Source organism: Leeuwenhoekiella marinoflava DSM 3653 (assembly GCF_900129005.1).
Lineage (GTDB): Bacteria > Bacteroidota > Bacteroidia > Flavobacteriales > Flavobacteriaceae > Leeuwenhoekiella > Leeuwenhoekiella marinoflava.
On the sequence record NZ_FQUN01000013.1, the window covers coordinates 142591 to 164648 of the forward strand.

Annotated in this window: 12 protein-coding genes; 11 read left to right on the plus strand and 1 reads right to left on the minus strand. The window is 42.1% G+C overall.

Annotated features, from left to right (window positions below):
• The first annotated feature begins 200 nt into the window (after positions 1–200).
• The 3 genes from BUB91_RS13105 to BUB91_RS13115 all read left to right on the plus strand — a co-directional run bounded on the left by BUB91_RS13105 (position 201) and on the right by BUB91_RS13115 (position 7225).
• Positions 201–2078, plus strand: coding sequence for a metallophosphoesterase (locus tag BUB91_RS13105; RefSeq protein WP_073099745.1), 1878 nt, complete (start codon positions 201–203; stop codon positions 2076–2078).
• Positions 2079–2468: 390 nt separating this feature from the next.
• A complete protein-coding gene (locus BUB91_RS13110) occupies positions 2469–5591 on the plus strand; it encodes a SusC/RagA family TonB-linked outer membrane protein (RefSeq protein WP_241652611.1) in 3123 nt (1040 codons plus the stop codon).
• A 17-nt stretch (positions 5592–5608) separates the two neighbouring features.
• Positions 5609–7225, plus strand: coding sequence for a RagB/SusD family nutrient uptake outer membrane protein (locus BUB91_RS13115; protein WP_073099746.1), 1617 nt, complete (start codon positions 5609–5611; stop codon positions 7223–7225).
• A gap of 69 nt (positions 7226–7294) precedes the next feature.
• On the opposite strand, the gene BUB91_RS13120 is transcribed toward BUB91_RS13115, so the two are convergent.
• A complete protein-coding gene (locus BUB91_RS13120; protein WP_073099757.1) occupies positions 7295–7993 on the minus strand; it encodes a FadR/GntR family transcriptional regulator in 699 nt (232 codons plus the stop codon).
• Positions 7994–8117: 124 nt separating this feature from the next.
• Between BUB91_RS13120 and BUB91_RS13125 the strand changes: the two genes are divergently transcribed.
• The 8 genes from BUB91_RS13125 to BUB91_RS13160 form a co-directional block, all read left to right on the plus strand.
• Positions 8118–9530 (plus strand): glycoside hydrolase family 28 protein, encoded by a 1413-nt coding sequence (locus BUB91_RS13125; protein WP_073099747.1) that lies wholly within the window; start codon positions 8118–8120, stop codon positions 9528–9530.
• Positions 9531–9532: 2 nt separating this feature from the next.
• Positions 9533–11692, plus strand: coding sequence for a sodium:solute symporter family transporter (locus BUB91_RS13130; protein ID WP_073099748.1), 2160 nt, complete (start codon positions 9533–9535; stop codon positions 11690–11692).
• Between the two features lie 13 nt (positions 11693–11705).
• Positions 11706–12569 (plus strand): inositol oxygenase family protein, encoded by an 864-nt coding sequence (locus tag BUB91_RS13135; protein WP_073099749.1) that lies wholly within the window; start codon positions 11706–11708, stop codon positions 12567–12569.
• 27 nt (positions 12570–12596) lie between these two features.
• Complete coding sequence (locus tag BUB91_RS13140; protein ID WP_073099750.1) at positions 12597–14849, plus strand: alpha-N-acetylglucosaminidase; 2253 nt, start codon at positions 12597–12599, stop codon at positions 14847–14849.
• A gap of 9 nt (positions 14850–14858) precedes the next feature.
• Positions 14859–15989 carry an acyltransferase family protein gene (locus BUB91_RS13145; RefSeq protein ID WP_073099751.1) on the plus strand — a complete coding sequence of 377 codons (1131 nt, stop codon included), beginning with the start codon at positions 14859–14861 and terminating at the stop codon, positions 15987–15989.
• An 18-nt stretch (positions 15990–16007) separates the two neighbouring features.
• On the plus strand, positions 16008–19109 hold the full coding sequence (locus tag BUB91_RS13150) for a beta-galactosidase, LacZ type (RefSeq protein ID WP_073099752.1): 3102 nt from the start codon (positions 16008–16010) through the stop codon (positions 19107–19109).
• A gap of 38 nt (positions 19110–19147) precedes the next feature.
• The gene (locus tag BUB91_RS13155; protein WP_241652612.1) at positions 19148–21646 is read left to right on the plus strand and encodes a glycoside hydrolase family 95 protein; all 2499 of its coding nucleotides are present in this window, start codon (positions 19148–19150) and stop codon (positions 21644–21646) included.
• A 17-nt stretch (positions 21647–21663) separates the two neighbouring features.
• The coding region (locus BUB91_RS13160; protein ID WP_175551009.1) for a 6-phosphogluconolactonase at positions 21664–22058 on the plus strand (395 nt) is incomplete at its 3' end.

Here is a 22058-nt window from a genome sequence, read left to right on the forward strand (position 1 = left end):
TTCCTTTCCCTCTTAAAAAGCCTCGTAAACATAATTTTTATAAGGCTTGATTTTTTTAGGTTATTTCCCAAAACCTCTCAGAACATTCTCAAATAAAACTATTGGATAAAATAAACAGATGATATTTTAACCATAACCTGATGAGTTTCTATAGGTAAATTAATTATTATCGCAGAAACTTTGTGTCACACTCATATTTTATGAAAATTTTACTGTCCTTACTAATTTTATTTCAGTTAACAACCTACCATACTAATGCTCAAAAAAGCAAAACAAAAATTGCCTTTCTAGCTGACGTACATTTACAGGACTTATTTGGTGAGCTCAGTGATTCTGAATACAAAGGCATTCTAATTCCTTCTACAGATAAAACTGTGTTGATGAGATCTATGGAAGCTCAACTACATTCTACCCGTATTTTTAATGAAAATTATTTTGCTTTTATTAGCGCTTTAGAAGACATAGTCTCAAGAGATATTCATATAGTAGCACTACCAGGAGACTATTCTGATGACGGTCAACCACTACATATAAGAGGCTTGCAAAATATTTTAAATAAATACTCTAAAAAATATGATCTCCAGTTTTTTATAACCACAGGTAATCATGATCCTGCATCACCTTTTAAACAAGAATCCGGAAAATCAGACTTTTTAGGTAAGGAAGGAAAAACTCAGCCTATATTTAGTACTCCATATATCTATAAATCTAAATCAAATGAACTACCTGTTGTTGTTAGTTCTGATTTGGCAAAATTGGGATACTCAGGAATTACTAAAAACTTAAGTAACTTTGGTTTTACAGCACAACCCAAGTATGCATATTGGGCAACACCTTTTTCTGATTATACTTCAGAAAACTACAGCTACAAAAAGGCTCTAAAAGCATCTTCTTTAGAGAAACGCGTATATAAAATCACACCAAAACAACAAATGTATGACATGAGTTATGTTGTTGAAGTTTCAAAAAATGTGTGGTTATTAGCAGTAGATGGAGATACTTTTGTACCTCAAAAAAACGGTAGTTATACCGGTTCAAGTATAGGCTATAATAATGTTTTAATACACAAACCACACTTAGTTGAATGGGTAAAAAAAATAGTAGAAGAGGCTAATAAGAGAGGAAAAACACTAATTGCTTTCAGTCATTTCCCAATGATTGATTTTAATGATGATGCTTCTGCTGAAATTGAGGCTTTAATGGGTGAAGAAAAATTTCAATTAAACAGAGTCCCTAACGAAAAAGTTGCACAGCTATTTGCTAATGCCGGACTCAAAATTCATGTTGCGGGCCATATGCACATTAATGATACCGGAATTCGAACTACAGCTGAAGATAATACCTTAATAAATATTCAAGCCCCTTCTCTGGCGGCATACTTACCGGGATACAAAATATTAACAATACAGGAGTCATCAATAGAAGTAGAAACTGTCGTTCTCAATCAAGTAAAGCACTATAATCAACTATTCTCACTTTACAAAACTGAATGGAATCGTATGCAAAAATCTTCGGAACAGGCGCTTTGGGATTCAACTATTCTCGAAACTAAAAATTATAAGGATTTTACAGCCTTTCACCTAAAAGAACTCGTTCGGTTGCGTTTTATACCAAATGATTTTCCGGAAACATTGCGAAAATACCTACCTGAATTATCAGGAACAACACTCGTGCTTTTAGCAAATAATGCCGCAGCTGATACCGAAGAATATTTGCATCGCCTGCAGGCTGATTTAGATTTTAGACAAACGGAACTGGAAAAAGTGAATAAAAGCCTCAAAAAAATAAATCTGAACCTAAACCAGTTTAAAAATTTTAATGGGATGGATCTAATTTGTGATTTTTACAAAATTCGGGGAGGAGACCAATTGGCCTTTAAAGAAATTGGCAGGAAGAGACTTCAGGCGTATTCCTATCTGACAGATACCTTTTTGCTAAAACAATTAAACGTACCTGCTTCTAAATTAGAAATGCAACTCAGTCTGTTTTTTAAAATATTGAAAAAATTTAGAAATGGAGAACCTTCAGATCACTTTTTAATTGATTTAAAATCCGGATCGGTAAAAGCTTTACACTAGTTTTAGTAATACCGTTCTAAACAACTCAACTCAATCATTTTGTAGTAAGTTTTACGATTGAAAGTAATTCTTCCTAACCCTCTATACTCATTCGTTTTTGAGCGCTTTGTTACATTCTTTCTTTTATAGAAAAGGAGTACAACCCTATATTAGTTAGGAAATGGGAAATAGTTTTTAAAAGCAACTCTTCTATAAAACTCAGAATAAAAAATAAAAAAACCATCCATATTAGTTAATATTCACTTTTTTAATACAATAATGAGCATATAGTGAAAAAATTAAATGTTAAATTTTTAACTATATCACTTTACAGTTAATTTTTTTTATAATATTGATATGTAGTACATAACAACATTTAAACAAAGATCAATAACATCTAAAACAACATTTATGAGAACATTTTTACAACTCAGGATGCTTAAACAGGTCACGTTACTGGCGCTGGCATTGCTGGGCACAACCAAGGTTATGGCTGCTCCAAACCTTGTAGAAGTATTTTACATCTATGAGCAGAAAACGATTTCGGGAGTGGTTTATGACACAGATTCTGGAGAGACTTTACCCGGAGTGAGCGTTAGCATTAAAGGTACCAGCACCGGTACCATTACAGATTTAGACGGTTCATTTCAATTACAGGTTGAACCGGGCGCCGTTTTGGTGTTCAGTTATGTAGGTTATATGAAGCAGGAAGTACCTGTAGGCGATCAAACTTCGCTAACCGTTAATATGGAAACCGATGTACAATCGCTTGAAGAGGTTGCGATTATTGGCTACGGTAAAGTAAAGCGCTCTAATCTAACCGGATCAGTATCTACCGTTAGCTCAGAAACGCTTGAAAAAACCAATAAGGTAGACGCGGTTTCTTCTATACAGGGCCAGGTAGCTGGTGTTACTGTACAACGTACAGATAACAAACCCGGCGGAGGAGGCTTTAATATTCGTGTAAGAGGTGCTAATACTATCAATACAGGTTCCGGAAATGGCGGATACAGCCCGGGTCAAAACCCCTTATTTGTAGTAGATGGAATTTTTGTTGATGATATCTCTTTCCTTAACCCCGCTGACATCGAGCGTATGGACGTGCTTAAAGATGCAGCATCTGCTGCGATTTATGGTTCACGAGGTACAAATGGGGTAGTAATCATTCAGACGAAAAAAGGAAAAGAAGGAAAAATGACTGTGCGTTACAACAACTATGTAGGTTTTAAAGAAATCTATAACCTGCCACCTGTTTTTAATGGTAAGAGCTATGTTCCCTTCCTTAGAGATGTAGTAGTAGGCAACCAGTTTGCTTCTAATAATGATGGCAACTATGGCCAGTACTCTGCAGCAGCTGTTAATATTGAAGATTATCTTAGTGAAGAAGAACTTCAAAACATTGCAAACGGTGTAAGTACAGATTGGGTAGACCTCATTACGCGTAACGGATTTCAACAAAACCATACACTAGACATAAGTGGAGGGAATGAAAACACAGTTTATGCTGCCGGATTGGGCTACACACAAGATCAGGGAACAGTTTACGGTGAGGATTTCAATCGCTATACTTTAAAAGGAAATATTCAAAGTGATCTTACAGATTGGTTAACTTTTGGCTATGATAACTACATCACCTTAGCTAAAACAAACGAAGGTAGTTTAGAAGCTTTTAGAAGTGCATACCGTTTAAAGCCTATAGGAAGACCCTATGATGACAACGGGGATTTACTTTTCTTACCAACTCAAAAGGAAACCCAGCTTAGCAATCCTATTTTTGATACCCAAAACTGGAAATTAGAGAATAAATACATCAATTTTATAGGTAATATTTCACTTAGTGTAAAACCGGTTGAAGGCTTAAGCATTACCACAAAATTTGCTCCTAATGTAAAATACACTCGTGTGGGCGAATACCGCGGTTTGTACACCAAAAGTGCAATTGGTAACCAGAGTAATACGCGTGCAGAGGTAAACAACTTTCTGGACTACTCGTACACCTGGGATAACATTGTTGATTATAGCTTAGATATCGATAATGATAACAGCTTGTCAGCGACACTTGTATATTCAAGATTTTTACAGGACAATGAATCTTATGGGATTCAAGTAAGAAACTTCACATCAGACAATTTCTTATTTTATAACCTGGGAGCCGGTTCAAATGTGAACTCATATGGAAGCGGGTTTAGCAGACAGACTTTAGAATCTTATACCGCTCGTTTAAATTATAATTTAATGGACCGTTATATTCTTACCCTTACCGGTAGATACGATGGTGCATCAGTATTATCTGATGATAACAAATGGGCATTTTTTCCCTCAGCATCATTTGCTTATCGCGTGATACGCGAAGATTTCATGCGTAACCAAAAGGTATTTTCAGATCTTAAGTTACGTTTAAGCTACGGGCAAACTGGTAACAACGGTATAGGTGGAGGATTAAACCCGCTGGGAACCCTTTCGTTACTAGAGTCCAGTTATACCAATATTGGCGATGCCAGTGTCCCCACACTTTATGTTAACGGTCTTGCGAATCAGGAATTGAGTTGGGAACGCACTTCAGAAGTAAACCTGGGTGTTGATTTTGGTTTTCTAAACAACAGGCTAACTGGTAGTGTAGATGTTTACAACCGTAATATTAAAGACATCATCTTCTTTAGACCATTGCCCACAGTAACCGGTTTTGGAGGAACCTTTGACAACATTGGAGAATCCCGTAACCGCGGTATCGAAGTAGGCCTTAATGCCAAAATTATAGACAATGAAGATTTTACCTGGAGTACCAACCTCAATTTTGCCAGCAATCGTAATGAGATCGTAAATCTATATGGTAATAGTGATGAAATCATTTTTGGAGCACAGGGTGGAACTTTTATTCACCGTGTAGGAGAACCAACTGGATCACTTTATGGCTTTAAGAATGACGGAATCTGGCAACTGGATGAGGCTGCAGAAGCTGCATCTTACGGTCAGAAACCCGGGCAGGTACGTGTAGTTGACGTCAATGGTGACGGACAAATTACTGAACAAGGTGATCGGGTAGTTTTAGGAAATCCCCTCCCTAAATGGACCGGTGGCTTTACCAGCACGATGAATTATAAAAACTTTGATTTCTCATTCTTTGTATATACGAGTCAAGGCGTAACGATCTCCAGTAATTTTCACAATGCCCGAGCATTCTCATACGATGGTGAACCCGCCCGCTTGTGGAATGGATATGACACCAACTACTGGACACCTGATAACCCTACCAATAACTGGTTTCAGCCTGGTAACGGTGGACCGTATCAGGGAGCTATCAAAAATATGGATGTGTCTTTCGTAAAAGTTGGTTTTATGACCCTGGGTTATTCCCTTCCTCAAGAGACCATTCAAAAATTGGGTATTAAAAAACTACGCCTCTACACTACAGTTCAGAACCCGTTTACATTTAGTGACTATGATGGTTGGGATCCTGAAAACGCCGGTAGAAATACCTATGGCGCCTCATTTATGGCACGTACGTATATGGCCGGTATAAACTTTACTTTCTAAAAAAATTAACTAGTATTATGAAAAAATCAATTTATACCTCAGCTCTCGCACTACTGCTTACCAGTACGCTGGTAACGAGTTGCGATGATTTTCTTGAGGAAACAAACAGACAGGCTATAAGTATTCCTTCTTCAAGAGAAAACGAAGAAAGCTTTCTACAACTCGTTAATTATATCTACGAAATAACACGTGACAACACCACCCGTTATGCACCAGATATGCTTTATGTACTGGAAGATCTAGGTACTGATATAGTAACCCGAGCCTCCCCTCTTACCGGTGTTGATGCAATAAACGATTATGTGGATATGAACGCATCAAACTATGTGATGCAAGTGTATTGGGCTAATCAATATAAGCAGATCGCTGCTGCAAATACGCTGCTTGCAAACGCTGATTTAATTGATGATGTAGAAGAAAACTTAAAAACCAGAGGAGTAGGCGAAGCCAAATTTTTTAGAGCCTGGTCGTACTTCAATCTCGTTGAAAACTTTGGAGGTGTTCCGGTTGTTACCGAACCTATAACCACAGCACAATCTGATTTTACCCGTGCCGAAGAGCATGAAGTTTATGAGCTAATCGTAAGCGACCTCAACGATGCCATAAATGCCGTTGATGAAAATCCGGAAGAATTTGGCCGCGTATCTAAAGATGCCGCACGCCACTTACTGTCTAAAGTATTGCTAACCCGTGGTTACAAGTCTTTTGCGGCATCTGATGATTACACCGGTGCAATTTCTTTAGCAGAAACTGTAATTGCAAATCACCCGCTTGAACCTACGTTTGCAGATGTGGTTGATATGGAAAACCAGCGCAATGACGAGGTGATTTTTTCATTCCTTTTTGGAAGCGAGAGTTCAAGTGTCGGCTGGGGTAACACCAAACATTTACTTTACAAATTTGAATACTTCAACTATCCCGGACTAGCTCGTGGAACACTGTATCAAAATGGTATCGGCAGAATGCCTACTCCATACTTCTTCAATATGTTTGAGGACGAAGACACCCGTAATGAAGAAACATTACGATATGTTATGTATGCTGATGTGGCTGAAGAAGGACTTGAAGTGGGAGACACTGCTATTTATTTTCCTAAAACAGCATGGAGCCAGGAACGTATAGACAGCAAGCCTTATGCAGTAATTAATCCTGACCAGTACTTGGTTAACGACGGGGTTACCAATGTGCACTGGCCTATGTTTAAGAAGTTTGAAGACCCGGGTGCTCCGTTTGTATACGCCAATGAGCGTGCTTTAGGTGATCGTGATATGATAATGATGCGCGGGGCTGAAGCTTATCTAATTGCAGCAGAAGCCGCTTTGCAGAACAACAATGCAGGCGCAGCAGCTAATTACCTTAACGCCGTGCGCTCACGTGCCGGGATCACTACGCCGCTTACTGCAGGAGATGTAGATCTTGCGCTCATATTGGATGAACGTGCCCGCGAACTCATAGGAGAAATAAACCGCTGGATGGATCTGAAACGTACCGGTACTCTGTTATCGCGCGTTTTAGAATACAACCCACACGCAGCACTTAACAGTGCAATAGCCGAAAAACATCATCTAAGACCTATACCACAGGCTGAGATTGATGCTTCCGGTAAGACAATTAGCCAAAACCCCGATTATTAAAACCCGAAAATCCGTTAATCTCGACCTGGCCTTAAGATTAACGGATTTTTTTAAATTCAGTTTAAAAAATCAGCTCAGTTTACTAAAATGTGGTGTAAGATGATTGCGCATGTGCTCTCTAAACTCATAAGCAGTCCCGTTACGCAAGGTTTCTACCAGATCATTATGTGAGACAGTACCCCTTACAGGTTCAGCGGCAGACTTAGATTCCTGTTGCATCATATAATGAAAAACGGGTAAAAGCATAGATTGAAAACGGTTTAAAGTTCCGTTACCTGACATTTTATAGAGATAGGAATGAAACTCAATCTCATAAGCCAAACGGGTCTGAAGCTCCGTTTTACAAAGCGGATCATTAGCTTCCCGGTCTACTATTTCTTGTAAACTATTTACATCAGAATCTTTTTTTCTAATGAACAGCAATTCACTCATACCGACTTCAAGCACCAGTCGCAACTCAAATATGTGTTGCATGGCTTCTTCCCCAAGAAGGTCAGGATCCATAATGCGCTCAATTCCGCTTAAAATATCAGGCTCTGCAATAAACATCCCCTTACGCTTTTTAGACTCGACAACGCCCAGCATTCGCAGGCGGCTAAGCGACTCGCGCACGATGTTTCGGCTAACACCCAGGTTTTCTGCAAGTTCAATTTCACCCGGTAAAGAGTCTCCAGATTTAAAGCGGTTCTCTTTTAAAAATTCGAGAATGCGCTGTTCTACCTGCTCAACAAGTGAAACAGATTTGATGGGTTTAATTTTGGAAGACATAATGAATTGATGGTTAATTGCAAATTTCTGGTAAATCAACTGAAAATTAAGACATTCAAAAAAGTAATTTTAACACATATTTTAAATATATTGCTATTTAAAATATGTCCTACATATAAAATTAATGAACATTACGAATATACACGATTTTGGTGCCGTAAATGATGATTTTACGAATAATTCGGTTTCCATTCAGAAAGCAATTGATCATTGCTCCGATCTGGGTGGCGGAAAAGTAATTATTCCTGCCGGTACCCCTTTTTTGTCAGGCCCCTTTGACCTTAAATCAAATATTGAATTACACTTAGAACAAGGCGCTGTACTGAAAGCCTTCCCTGACGAAAGTACTTACACAAAAAGTGCTTTCAGACAAAATCTGGGTGAAGGCACAATCTGGATAGGTGGAGAAAATCTCAGCCAGATTGCTATTACGGGCGGGGGTAAACTAGACGGCAATGGCATCTTCTTCATGGGTGATGAACTGCACGATTCGTATGAGCTCAAACCTTTTGAAACTATAGATCCCAGACCGCACATACTCACACTGGTATCGTGTAAAAATGTAAAGATACATGGCATTACGGTAAGTAATGCTGCCTACTGGGCCCTACATTTTATAGGTTGCTACGATGTTTCTATCGCAAATATTTCGATCTATAACGATCTTAAAGTGCGGAACAGCGACGGTATTGATCTTGATCATTGCCAAAACGTACGCATCAGCAATTGCCATATCGAATCGGGTGACGACTGCATTTGCTTAAAAAATCGGAGGGAATATGAAGAGTTAGGTCCTTGCAGGAATATCGTCATTTCAAACTGTACCCTGATTAGTACTTCGTGCGCTATCAAAATTGGCTCCGAAAATATGGACGCCATCAGCCACGTTACTTTTAATAACTGCATCATCACGGGAAGTTGCCGGGGTATTGGTATTCAAAACCGCGATGAAGGCACGGTTTCAGACATTATTTTCTCGAATATTATGGTAGAATGCAAACAGTTTTCTGACGTATGGTGGGGAATGGCTGAGCCTATTTACATCACCGCTTATCCACGCGCCTCACACAATCATAAAGATGCAGGCTGGAGGTTGAAGCCGGGAGCTGCTGAAGCCGGTATTGGCAAGGTTTCAAACATCACCTTTGCCAACATTAGGTGCAAGAGCGAAAACGGTATTTTCTTGGGTGCAGCATCACCAGGTCTTCTGGATAATATCCGCTTTAACGATATTGACCTCGAGATTTCAAAAACTACCGAATATCCCGGAGGTTATTACGACTGCAGACCTTGTAAAAATGCTGATTTTATTGGCGAGCAGACCGCAGGTTTTTATATGATAAATGCCCAAAACGTGTACATTTCAAATACCACCGTAAACTGGGGAACTCAAAGACCAGACTATTACGGTAACGCGCTTTATGCCGAAAACATAACCTCTTTGGTTCTCGATAATTTTAATGGAGCTGCGGCTTTTGATCATCTCGAAAGCATCGTTAAGAAAGGAAACACTCAACTCGAAAAAATCGCAAACTGATTATGGTTTTAGGCTTATCATATCTGGATATTGTAGTATTGGCGCTATACTTTGGCGTCATTGTATATATCGGTATACGATCTAGCCTAAAGATCAAGAAGGAAGAAGATTACTTTTTAGGTGGCAGAAAGTTTGGAAAACTATTTTCAACCTTTGCCAGTTTTGGCCAGGCCACCTCTGCAGATGGACCTGCAGGTGTCGCAACCACCACATTTAAAAATGGCGCAAGCGGGATCTGGAGTTCACTTTTGATGCTTTTTGCCACTCCTCTGTTTTGGATTACGGCGCCCTGGCTGCGAAGGCTGCAGATCACTACAATGGGCGATTTTTATGAGGAGCGTTACGCTTCGCGAAAAATGGCCGTCACCTACGCCTTAGTAGGAACCATAGGGATGATGGGCTTACTTTCGGTAGGTTATAAAGCGGTTACCACAACAGCTTTAGCAATGACTGGAAAATCCGAAACCGCACTGACTGCGACTGAAAAGATCGAAAAAGAGAAAGCAGATCGCTTATTTGAACTGTCTAATGAAAACTTTACCTACCTCTCGCAGGCCGAGAAACAGGAATTAACCGAACTAAGACAGGAAAATCCGCGGGCATTATTCAGTTATTTTTCTGAAGACATGCTTATCTGGACCATCTGCTTTATCGTTCTGTTTTACACAGCATTAGGAGGACTTGAAGCTGCTTTTTATACCGATTTACTTCAGGGTATTTTTATCATTCTGCTTTCAATTATTCTTATACCCTTCGCCTGGTCAGCGATTAACGAGCAATTTGGCGGCAGCGGTATGATGCAGGCCCTTTCGCATCTGCACGAGCAACTACCCGAAAGTACTTTTGAGATTTTTGGTTCACCTGCGACCATAGACTTTACTTGGTATTTTATAGTTATGGCTGCTTTAGTATCGGGAATGACGGTAGTCGCACAGCCGAATCAACTGGTAACCGCAGGTGCTGCAAAGAATGAGGATGCTGCGCGTACCGGCTTTGTGACCGGTACGTTTATGAAACGTATTGTGACCATTTTATGGGGAATGGTGGGGCTTTGCGCCATATTGCTTTATGGAGGTAAAATCATGAACTCCGATTTTGTTTGGGGTCACGCCACCACACAATTGCTGGCTCCTCTGGGATTGGGTCTTGTTGGTCTGATGCTGGCCAGTTTAATGGCGGCTTTAATGTCTACGGCAGACTGCCTGATGATTACCGTATCCGGTTTGGTGGTCAACAATTTTTACAAATACTTCTTTCCAGATAGGTCTGCCAAACATTACATCTGGGCAGCACGTATCTCGGGAGCTATTTTCCTTATTGGGGCGGCAATCATTACCACCCAGTTTGATACGATTTTACAGATTTTAAAGTTTATCTGGGAGTTTTTTGTAGTCTTTGTAGCAGCCTTCTGGCTGGGCTTAAAATGGCGACGTGCAAACCGAATTGCAGCATGGAGTTCGATTTTGCTCACTTTTATGCTGTTTTACATGATTCCGATGATTTTGCCTACGGTTTTTCCAGCGATGCGTACTGATGAAAATCTTACCAAACTTACCGACTCCCGCATTGTAACGCGAAATTATGAAGTGAAGGAGGTTGATTTGGAAAACCGCAAACACGATATCGCAAAATGGGAAGAGCTTCCGAAAAGCGAAAAAGAGCAGATCAAAAAACCGAAACAACTTAGTCTGGGTGATCGCTATGCTGTTGATTATGCTATGCCCCGTCAGGCTATTTTTTGGTCTAAAAGTGTTTCTAGTGCTAAAGACGGAACCTCCTACGGCCGCGGTTATATGTATCTCGAATTGTACCTGCTGGACCGTCTGGGATGGGATCTTTCTAAAAATCCGTATGCTTTAAACGAAACCATAAGGCTGGGCATACGCCTGTTGTTTCCGTTTCTGGTGCTGATTCTTATCGCTTTGACCACAAAACCCGATTCTGAAGAACATTTACGCTTGTTCTATCAAAAGATGCGCACCCGCGCAACCGATAACAGTTCGCTGAAAAATCAACCCATTACTGAAACACTCTTATTCCCAAACAGCAATTGGGAAATTTATACCTGGAATAAAAAAGACCGTAACGGCTTCCTTCTGGCCTGTCTCATTGTTATACTCATTATTGGATTACTTTACCTGATGGTTTCCCTCGGGTCTTAAAACGCTATGACTTATGAAAAATACAAACCAAAACATACAACCGCTACAAAGTCTGGACGAATGGGAAGATGACGTTGTACGTCGCTATCCTGAGCCGGCTGCAAAAGCCAAAGAGGACTTTCGTAATTATGAAGCTCCTGCTCGTGACACGGTAAAAGAATTTTACCGCATTAATCATATCAACCAAACCTATGATTTTGTACTTGAAAAGAAAAACGATTACCTCAAGTTCAACCGGCGCGAGATGTCGCTTTGGGATGCTGTAGAATTTTTAAATACGCTCGTTGACGATTCTGACCCGGATATTGACCTGGATCAAACGCAACACTTACTGCAAACTTCTGAAGCAATACGTGCAGACGGGCACCCAGATTGGTTTGTACTTACTGGTTTTCTGCACGATTTGGGCAAAGTGCTTTGTCTTTTTGGCGAACCGCAATGGGCAGTGGTAGGTGATACCTTCCCGGTTGGATGTGCGTATTCAGACAAGATTGTATATACGGAGTTTTTCAAACAAAATCCAGATTACTCCAACGAGCGTCTAAACACCAAATATGGCGTGTACGAGCCCAATTGCGGACTGGAAAATGTGCATATGTCTTGGGGTCACGATGAGTACCTCTATCACATTATGAAAGACTATCTTCCTGAGCCTGCTTTATATATGATACGTTATCACTCGTTTTATTCGCAACACCGCGAACGGGCTTATGATCACCTAATGAGTCCTCATGATCACGAGATGTTTAAATGGGTTGAAAAATTCAATCCCTACGATCTCTATTCCAAGGCTCCAACCCCGCCAAACGTAAAAGAATTGCGTCCCTATTACGAGAATTTGGCTGCTAAATTTTTACCGGACACGCTAAAGTTTTAGATTACATTTTTATAAATAGTACCTGTTATGATTCTCAAAACCAAATACGCATCAGCCATACAGCTTGCCTGCTGCCTGCTCGTTATTTTAGGCCTGAACTCCTGTCAAAAAGAAGTAGAGGCTAAGCCTGCAGCAGAAACTCCCTACCAAGGTCTGCTTAATCGGGTTGTTCCCGAATATGCAAATGAGTTTACCATCGATTCGTTGCCCGGAGCCGGCGATCAGGCTTTTGAAATTGCAGCTCAGGATGGTAAAATTAGTTTGAGAGGGAATAATGGGGTGGCTATCGCTTCGGCGCTGTACTATTACATCAAGGAGTATGCTCACGGGCAAATTACCTGGAATGGCACAAACCTTAATTTCCCCAAATCCCTGCCCCTGCCCGAGAAACCGGTACGTAAAGAATCACCTTACGAATACCGTTATTACCTCAACTACTGCACCTTCAACTACTCGATGAGCTGGTGGGACTGGAAGCGCTGGGAAAAGGAGATTGACTGGATGGCACTTCACGGCATCAATATGCCCCTGGCCATCACAGGGGAAGAATACATTTGGGACGAGGTTTATAAATCCTATGGCTTTACAGATGAAGATCTTAACGATTTCTTCAGCGGTCCTTCGTATTTCTCCTGGTTTTGGATGGGAAACCTGGACGGCTGGGGCGGCCCGCTTCCGCAAAGCTGGAAAGAAAGCCATCGTGACCTGCAGAAAAAAATCTTAAAGCGCTCACGAGAATTGGGGATGAAACCGGTACTTCCGGCATTTACGGGTCACGTGCCTGCGTCCTTCAAAAAGTTCTTCCCCGATGCAAATCTTAAAAAAACCAACTGGGGTAATGATTTTGGCGACACCTACATTCTTGATGCCGGAGATCCGCTTTTTGCAGAAATTGGTAAACGCTTTTTAGAAAAGCAGGAGGAAGTTTTTGGTACAGACCACCTCTATACTGCAGATACCTTTAACGAGAATGAGCCGCCTTCAGATGACCCTAAATATTTAGGTGAATTGAGCGAAAAGATTTTTGAAGGAATGAAAGCTGCAGATCCCGAAGCCACCTGGGTAATGCAGGGTTGGTTGTTTTACAGTCATAAGGACTTTTGGAAGACACCACAAATCAAAGGCTTGCTCAGCACAGTGCCTGACGATCGCATGATCATTCTCGATCTGGCTACCGAAATCGAACCCGTCTGGAAACAAACCGAAGCCTTCTACGGCAAACAGTGGATCTGGAATATGCTACACAATTTTGGCGGAAACATCAGTATGTTTGGCCGTATCGAGACCGTTGCCGAACAACCGGCGCTGGCGTTAAACGACAGCACTTCAGGAAATTTAAAAGGAATTGGCCTTACAATGGAAGCCATAGAGCAAAACCCGGTACTTTACGAGTTGATGACCGATAATACTTGGCGCGATACCCCTATTGAACTCAAGCCCTGGCTGAAGCAGTACACCCGCAACCGTTATGGTGCGGTAAATGACAGCATCCTAAAAGCCTGGGATGTTTTAGTAGAAACCGCTTATAACGGCACCACCATTCGCGATGGCGCCGAATCGATCATCGCAGCACGGCCTACTTTTGAAGGCTACCGCCGCTGGGCACGTACCAAAATGAATTACGATCCACTTGATCTATTGCCTGCCTGGGATTTATTTATTGGTACAAGTAACACCTTTAAAAATTCAGATGGTTTTGAATACGACCTCGTAGACCTTACCCGTCAGGTACTTGCCAACTATGCGCTACCCGTGCAACAGCAAATGGCTATCACTTACCGCAACAATGATAAAGAAGCCTTTAAAAAGCACAGCCAAGAGCTGCTAATGCTTATCAGTGATCTGGATAGATTGCTCGCTACGCGAAAAGACTTCCTGCTGGGACCCTGGATCGCCGATGCGAGAAGCTGGGGCACCACCCCTGAAGAAAAAGCCCTTTACGAGCGAAATGCCCGCAACCTCATCACGCTTTGGGGCGGTCCTGATAACCCCCTGCACGAATACTCGTGCCGCCAGTGGAGCGGGGTGCTTAACGATTTTTACAAACCGCGCTGGCAACAATTCATCACCGATGTTGAAGCCGCTTGGGGTGATTTTAATCAGGAAGCTTTTGACGAAAAAATCAAACAATGGGAATGGAACTGGGTCAACAAAGAAGAATCCTACCCTACTCAGCCCAGCGGCAATGCCTATGAAGTCGCAAAAGAGCTTCACGCTAAATACCGAAGCAAAATTGATCCGATCACTAAGATTATGCCGCCTATTGACTATAACTATTAAAACCAGCCTATGACTGTAAAAACTTCAGAACGCTTTTTATCGCTTGACGTATTTAGAGGGCTTACCATCGCCCTGATGATCCTGGTAAACACTCCGGGCACCGGTGCAGCCATGTATCCGTACCTGGTGCACGTACAGTGGTTTGGATTTACGCTGGCAGATTTGGTTTTTCCGTCTTTTCTGTTTGCGGTAGGTAACGCTATGAGCTTCTCTATGCGTCGTTTTCAAGAAGCTACACCTGCAGACTTTTGGAAGAAAGTGCTTAAACGCACTGCCATCATCTTCCTGCTGGGATTCCTGATGTACTGGTTTCCTTTTTTTGAATTTAATGACGGGCAGCTGCAATTATCTCCATTCTCAGAAACCCGTGTTATGGGCGTTTTACAACGTATTGCCCTATGCTACTTTTTTGGTGCGGTGATGGTACGATATTTTTCGGTCAAAACCATTGTATTTATCTGCTCCGGAATTTTACTTGCCTATTGGGGAATTCTGTACGGTTTTGGAGAACCCGGTCACGAACTCGAGATGGCGACCAATGCAGCGGCAAAATTTGACTTTGCGATTTTAGGCGAAGGTCACATCTATAAAAAAGATGCCATCCCCTTTGATCCTGAAGGCATTCTGAGCACGCTGCCCAGTATTGTCAACGTACTTGCCGGTTACCTCGCCGGTGTGTTTATCAGACGGAAAGGTAAATCCTACGAAACCATTGCCAAGCTGATGCTGGCCGGCTTCCTGATTTTTGCCCTTGCCGAATGGTGGGCTTTGATTTTTCCGCTTTCTAAAAAATTATGGACGAGTCCGTTTGCGATGTTAACAATAGGCCTTAATCTGTCTATGCTGGCAGCACTCATCTTTGCGGTAGAACTGAAAAACATCAAATTCGGAACAAACTTCTTCAACGTCTTTGGCAAAAATCCGCTGGTGATTTATCTCTTTTCTGAACTCTTTTACATCAGCCTGCGTCTGATTCCCGTAAATGAAAATCAGGATGCTTTTGAATGGGTAAGTGAAGACATTTTTCAACGCATATTCCCGGGGTCCTTTGGAGCCTTGATTACCGCTATTGTGTTTATGCTCCTGTGCTGGGCGCTGGGCTACTGGATGGACAAAAAGAAAATCTACGTCAAAATATAAGTATTGAACATTGAATTCATGAAAGTTACTGCATTCCTCTATTTAATCTTATTTACCTGCTTTGCAAGTCTTGCGCAACAGGTTAACGAATGGGAGAACCCGCTGGTGTATGAGCGCAACAAACTGGAACCGCATACCGATTTTATCGCTTATATAACAGAAACCGATGCCCGCGCAGATGTATTTGGAAATTCCCCTTACTATCAATCGCTCAATGGCACCTGGAAGTTCAACTTTGTCAAAAAACCGCAAGACCGGCCGCGCGATTTCTATAAAACCGGTTTTGATGATTCGGGCTGGGAAAATATTACCGTACCTGCTAACTGGGAGTTAGAAGGTTTTGGTACGCCTATTTATACCAATATCGATTATCCATTTCCTAAGAATCCGCCTTTTGTAGACAACAGCTATAACCCGGTGGGGACGTATCGCCGCAACTTTACAATCCCGGAAACCTGGAATGATAAAGAAGTGATACTGAATCTTTCTTCGGTATCGGGCTATGCGCGCGTTTTTGTAAATGGAAAAGAAGCCGGGATGACTAAAGTCGCCAAATCCCCTTCTGAATTTGATATCACGTCCTTTCTCGTAAAAGGAAGCAATGAGCTGGCCATACAAGTCTTTAGATGGCACGACGGCAGTTATTTGGAAGATCAGGATTTCTGGCGCTTAAGCGGGCTTGAACAAGACGTGTTTTTATACGCATTACCCAAAACGAGTATTTGGGATTTCTTTCTAAAAGCAGGTTTAAAAAATAACTATAAAGACGGTGTCTTTGAAGCTTCAATAGATCTGAAAAATTTTGAACAAAATACTCAAGAAGGATCTCTCAAACTTGAATTGATCTATTCAAAAGATAGAAAAGCTATTTTTTCAGAAGAAAATAAATTCAGTAACACTACTACTCCACTAACTTTCAGCACTAAAATTAAAAATGTGCAGGCCTGGAATGCAGAAAACCCTAATCTGTATGATGTTGTATTTACCCTAAAAGACGCTAAGGGAAAGGTCACAATGATCACCAGCGAGCAAGTGGGTTTTCGCTCTGTTGAATTAAAAAATGCACAACTGCTTGTGAATGGTAAACCTATTTTTCTAAAAGGTGTGAATTTACATATTCACGATGATGTAAAAGGCCACGTGCCTTCACGCGAGGTGATGCTCAAAGATCTGAAGCTGATGAAGCAAAACAACATCAATGCCGTGCGCACAAGTCATTATCCGCAGAATCCGCTTTGGTACAAACTCTGTGATCAATATGGGATGTATCTGGTAGATGAGGCCAACCTAGAGTCTCACGGAATGGGTGCCAACGTCCACGCGTTTAAAAATAAAGACCGGCACCCGGCCTATCAACCGGAATGGTTTCCGTCACAAATGGACCGTATTCAGCGACTCGTAGAGCGCGATAAAAACCACCCTTCAGTAATCATCTGGTCACTGGGCAACGAATGTGGTAACGGAATTTTCTTTCCGCAGGCCTACGATTGGGTCAAAGAGCGCGATACCACGAGACTGGTTCAGTTTGAGCAGGCCAATGAGGAGCGCAACACCGATGTAGTTTGCCCCATGTATCCAACAATCGATTATATGCGCGAGTACGCGGCCGCAACCGATAAATACCGGCCCTACATTATGTGCGAATATGCACACGCGATGGGCAACAGCACCGGTAATTTTACCGAATACTGGGATATTATCAGAAGCAGCGATCACATGCAGGGCGGTTTTATCTGGGATTGGGTAGATCAGGGCATCAAAACCCAAGATGATATGGGAACCTTCTGGGCTTATGGTGGCGATCTGGGTGGGCTCAACTTTCAGAATGATGAAAACTTTTGTGCAAATGGCTTGGTTTCTTCAACCCGAACACCGCACCCGGCCTTGGAAGAAGTTAAAATAGTGTACCAAAATATTCAGTTTGACTTTGATAAAGAAAGTCAGAAGCTTTCGGCATCTAATGAATTTGACTTTACCAATCTGAAAGACTACCGATTTAGCTGGGAATTACTTCAGGACGGAAAAGTGATTAAAACCGAAGATTTTTCGATAACTGCAGCTCCACATACTTCAGAAAAAGCAAAAATCAAATTGCCCAATCTGAACACAAATTCTGAATATTTACTGAATATTTACACCTATACTAAAACCGCTACAGATTTGGTCCCCGCCGATCACGAGATTGCAAAAGCTCAGTTCGCTCTGAGTAAACCCGTTTTTACGTCTTCACAAAACAACGAAAAGCTCGAAGTTAAAACCGAAGGCGATCAGCTCAAATTCAATTCGGGTTCAACAAGTGGAACGTTCAACCTTAAAACCGGAAGTTTCACGTCCTACAGCAATGGAACAGTAGCCCTAGACGCTTTACCACAGCCCTATTTTTGGCGTGCGCCAACCGACAATGATTTTGGTAACGGGATGCACGAAGAACTGAATATTTGGCGCAGTGCACACCACAATGTGACACTTAAAGATGTAACTGTTGAAAAACAAACCGAAGAAGGTCTTCCCATTCAGGTAAGCTACCAACTCAATGATATTGATCTACCCTACACACTTGCATATCTGATACAAGCTGACGGCAGCATTCGTGTTACCGCTAAGCTTGATCTTAAGGCTAAAAAACTGCCTGAGCTTCCCCGTTTTGGGATGCGTATGCAGCTACCGGCTGGTTTTGATAATTTAGAATATTACGGCCGCGGGCCGGAAGAGAATTATGCAGACCGTAATTCAGCTGCCTTTATCGGAATTTACAAGGCGCAGGTAGACAGTCTAAAGATGCCTTACATCCGTCCGCAAGAGTACGGTTACCATACCGATACGCGCTGGTTAAAACTTACAGACACCAGTGGAAACGGCATTGCTGTTAGCGGGTTACAACCGGTCTCGTTTAGTGCGCTTCCCATAAAAACCGAAGCCTTGGATCCCGGTGAAACCAAAAAGAATCAGCATCCTACAAACCTGCGCTACCGTGATGAAACCACCTTGCATATCGATTTGGCACAACGTGGTCTGGGCGGTGATACCAGCTGGGGTGCCTATCCGCATCCCGAATATCGTTTGACTAAAGACAGCTATACATACAGTTATGTATTGAAACTTATAAAATCTGAACTTTAATTTGAAAAGGATGGCCCCTTTGCTATAAAAACCAATTGATGAAAAAAATGTTCTTCCGTAATTCTTCGTTGTTTCTTCTGTTGCTTTTAGGACTGATTTCCTGTAAAAATGAAGAAAATTTAGATACTGAAACCGCTCAAGCTGAATTGCCCGAGCTCTGGTACGATGCCCCGGCACGTGAATGGGTCGAGGCCCTGCCGCTGGGTAATGGTAAAATTGGTGCGATGGTTTTTGGACGCGTAACTGACGAATTGATTCAACTTAACGAAAGTTCGCTATACAGCGGCGGCCCCGTACCGCAAAGCATCAACCCCGATGCGGCTTCGTATTTGCAACCCTTACGCGAAGCTATTTTTGCCAAAGACTATGAACAAGCAACACTTTTGACCAAAAAAATGCAGGGCTATTACACCCAGTCCTATATGCCGATGGGCGATTTGCTCCTCCATCAGGAACTTAAAAACGATTCGGTACAGGCTTATAAACGTACATTGAATATTGAACAGGCGATCACCACTACTAAATTTGAGTCTGATGGCGTGAACTATACCCGGGAATTTTTCACCGCTGCGCCTGATAATGTTTTGGTGATGAAACTAACTGCAGATGCAGCTCAAGCCTTAAACCTGAATCTTTCCTCAGAAAGCCAATTGCGCGCTGAAGTTTCGGTGACTGAAAATCAGGAATTGGTGGTAAGCGGCAAGGCGCCGGCAAACGTAAATCCCAATTACTACAATCCTGAAGGTGTAAAACCCATTACTTATGAGGATCCCGAAGAATGCGACGGAATGCGTTTTCAATACCGCATCAAAGTGCTGAAAACGGACGGAAATCTGACTACTCAGGATAATAGTCTCGCGATCGCTGATGCTTCGGAAGTGGTTATTTTACTTACCGCTGCGACCAGTTTCAACGGTTTTGATAAATGTCCGGACAAAGACGGACTTGACGAAGCGAAATTGGCTAGCGAATCTATGCAGGCGGCTTCGGCCAAATCCTTTGAGCAGTTAAAATCAGATCATATCGCAGATTTTTCTGCATATATGCAACGAGTCGCACTCGATTTAGGCAAAACTTCAGAGGATAAATTGAATCAGCCTATAGACAGCCGTTTAAAAGCCTATTCAGAAAGTGCAAACGATCCCCAGCTGGAAGCTTTATATTTTCAGTACGGTAGGTACTTGCTCGTGTCTTCTTCCAGACCCGGCGGAATCGCGGCCAACCTGCAAGGCATTTGGAATAAAGAAATGCGTCCACCGTGGAGTTCAAATTACACCACAAACATCAATGCCGAAATGAATTACTGGCCTGCTGAGACCACCAATCTGAGTGAAATGCACCAGCCCTTTTTAGCCTATATACAGAATGCTTCGGTTACAGGAAGCCATGTCGCTAAAGAGTTTTACGATGCTCCCGGCTGGGTACTGCATCACAACTCAGACATCTGGGCAACGGCAAACCCAGTAGGAGATCGCGGTGACGGCGACCCACTTTGGGCCAACTGGTATATGGGCGGTAACTGGCTTACGCTGCACTTGTGGGAGCATTATGCCTTTACTCAGGATAAAGACTATCTCGCCAAGGTATACCCGGTGATGAAAGAAGCTGCCGTATTTACCCTGGATTGGCTGGTAGAACACGATGGAAAATTAACGACCGCTCCTTCTACCTCTCCTGAAAATTTGTTTCTGGTAGACGGCAAAGGCTATGCAGTTACCGAAGGTGCAACTATGGACATCGCCATCATTCGCGAACTCTTTAGCAATACCATTAAAGCCTCAGAAGTTTTAGGTAAGGACGCAGACTTTAGAAAAAAACTTATGTCTGCTAGAGACCGTCTCATTCCGTATCAAATAGGCGTTAAAGGCCAATTGCAGGAATGGAATCTGGACTTTGAAGAAGAAGATCCGCATCATCGTCATGTTTCGCACTTATTTGGCCTACATCCGGGTACTTCAATCTCTCCGCTTACTACTCCAAAGCTCGCAGAAGCCGCAGAAAAGACTTTTGAACTGCGTGGTGATGAAGGTACCGGCTGGAGCAAAGCCTGGAAGATCAATTTTGCAGCCCGTTTACTTGAAGGGGATCACGCCTATAAGATGATTCGGGAATTGATGCACTATGTAGATCCGTATTCTAAAGAACATAAAGGCGGTACGTATCCCAATTTGTTTGATGCGCACCCGCCGTTTCAGATAGATGGAAATTTTGGGGCGACTGCCGGCATAGCCGAAATGCTTTTGCAAAGTCACCTGGGCGAATTGCACCTATTACCAGCCCTTCCCGAAGCTTGGGAAAGCGGTTCGGTATCAGGTTTAAAAGCCCGGGGAAACTTTGAAGTGGATTTGGTATGGAAAGATTACAAGCTTCAGACTGCAAACATACGCTCAGAATCTGGTGGAAATCTCATCTTACGAACAGTCCTGCCTATTCGAGTCAAAGGTGTTTCGGCTGAAAGCCAAAAAGAAGGAGTTCATTACCTAACCCGTTTTGAAACAAAAGCTGGAGAAACCTACCAAATAACAACAAAAAAATAATCTAAGTTTTTATTGATATGGAAATAAATTCAGGAGGAAAATCTCAAATCATTTACGAGCCGGCAGGTAAGTTTGAGGAGACCCGTTTTGAGAAGATTCACAACATCAGTTTTGAAAAGTCTACAGAAGCTTCAGCGATTGTAGCTCAGGAGATCGCAGATTTAATCAGGAGTAAAGAAGCTGCTGGCGAGAAGTGTGTACTGGGTCTTGCTACAGGTTCTTCCCCTATCAATGTATATGCAGAATTGGTGCGTATGCACAACCAAGAAGGATTGAGCTTTAAAAACGTGATCACCTTTAATCTTGATGAATACTGGCCAATGGATAAGTCTGATGTGCAGAGTTACCATTACTTTATGCACGAGCATTTATTCAATCACGTAGACATTCCTGCAGATCAGGTTAATATTCC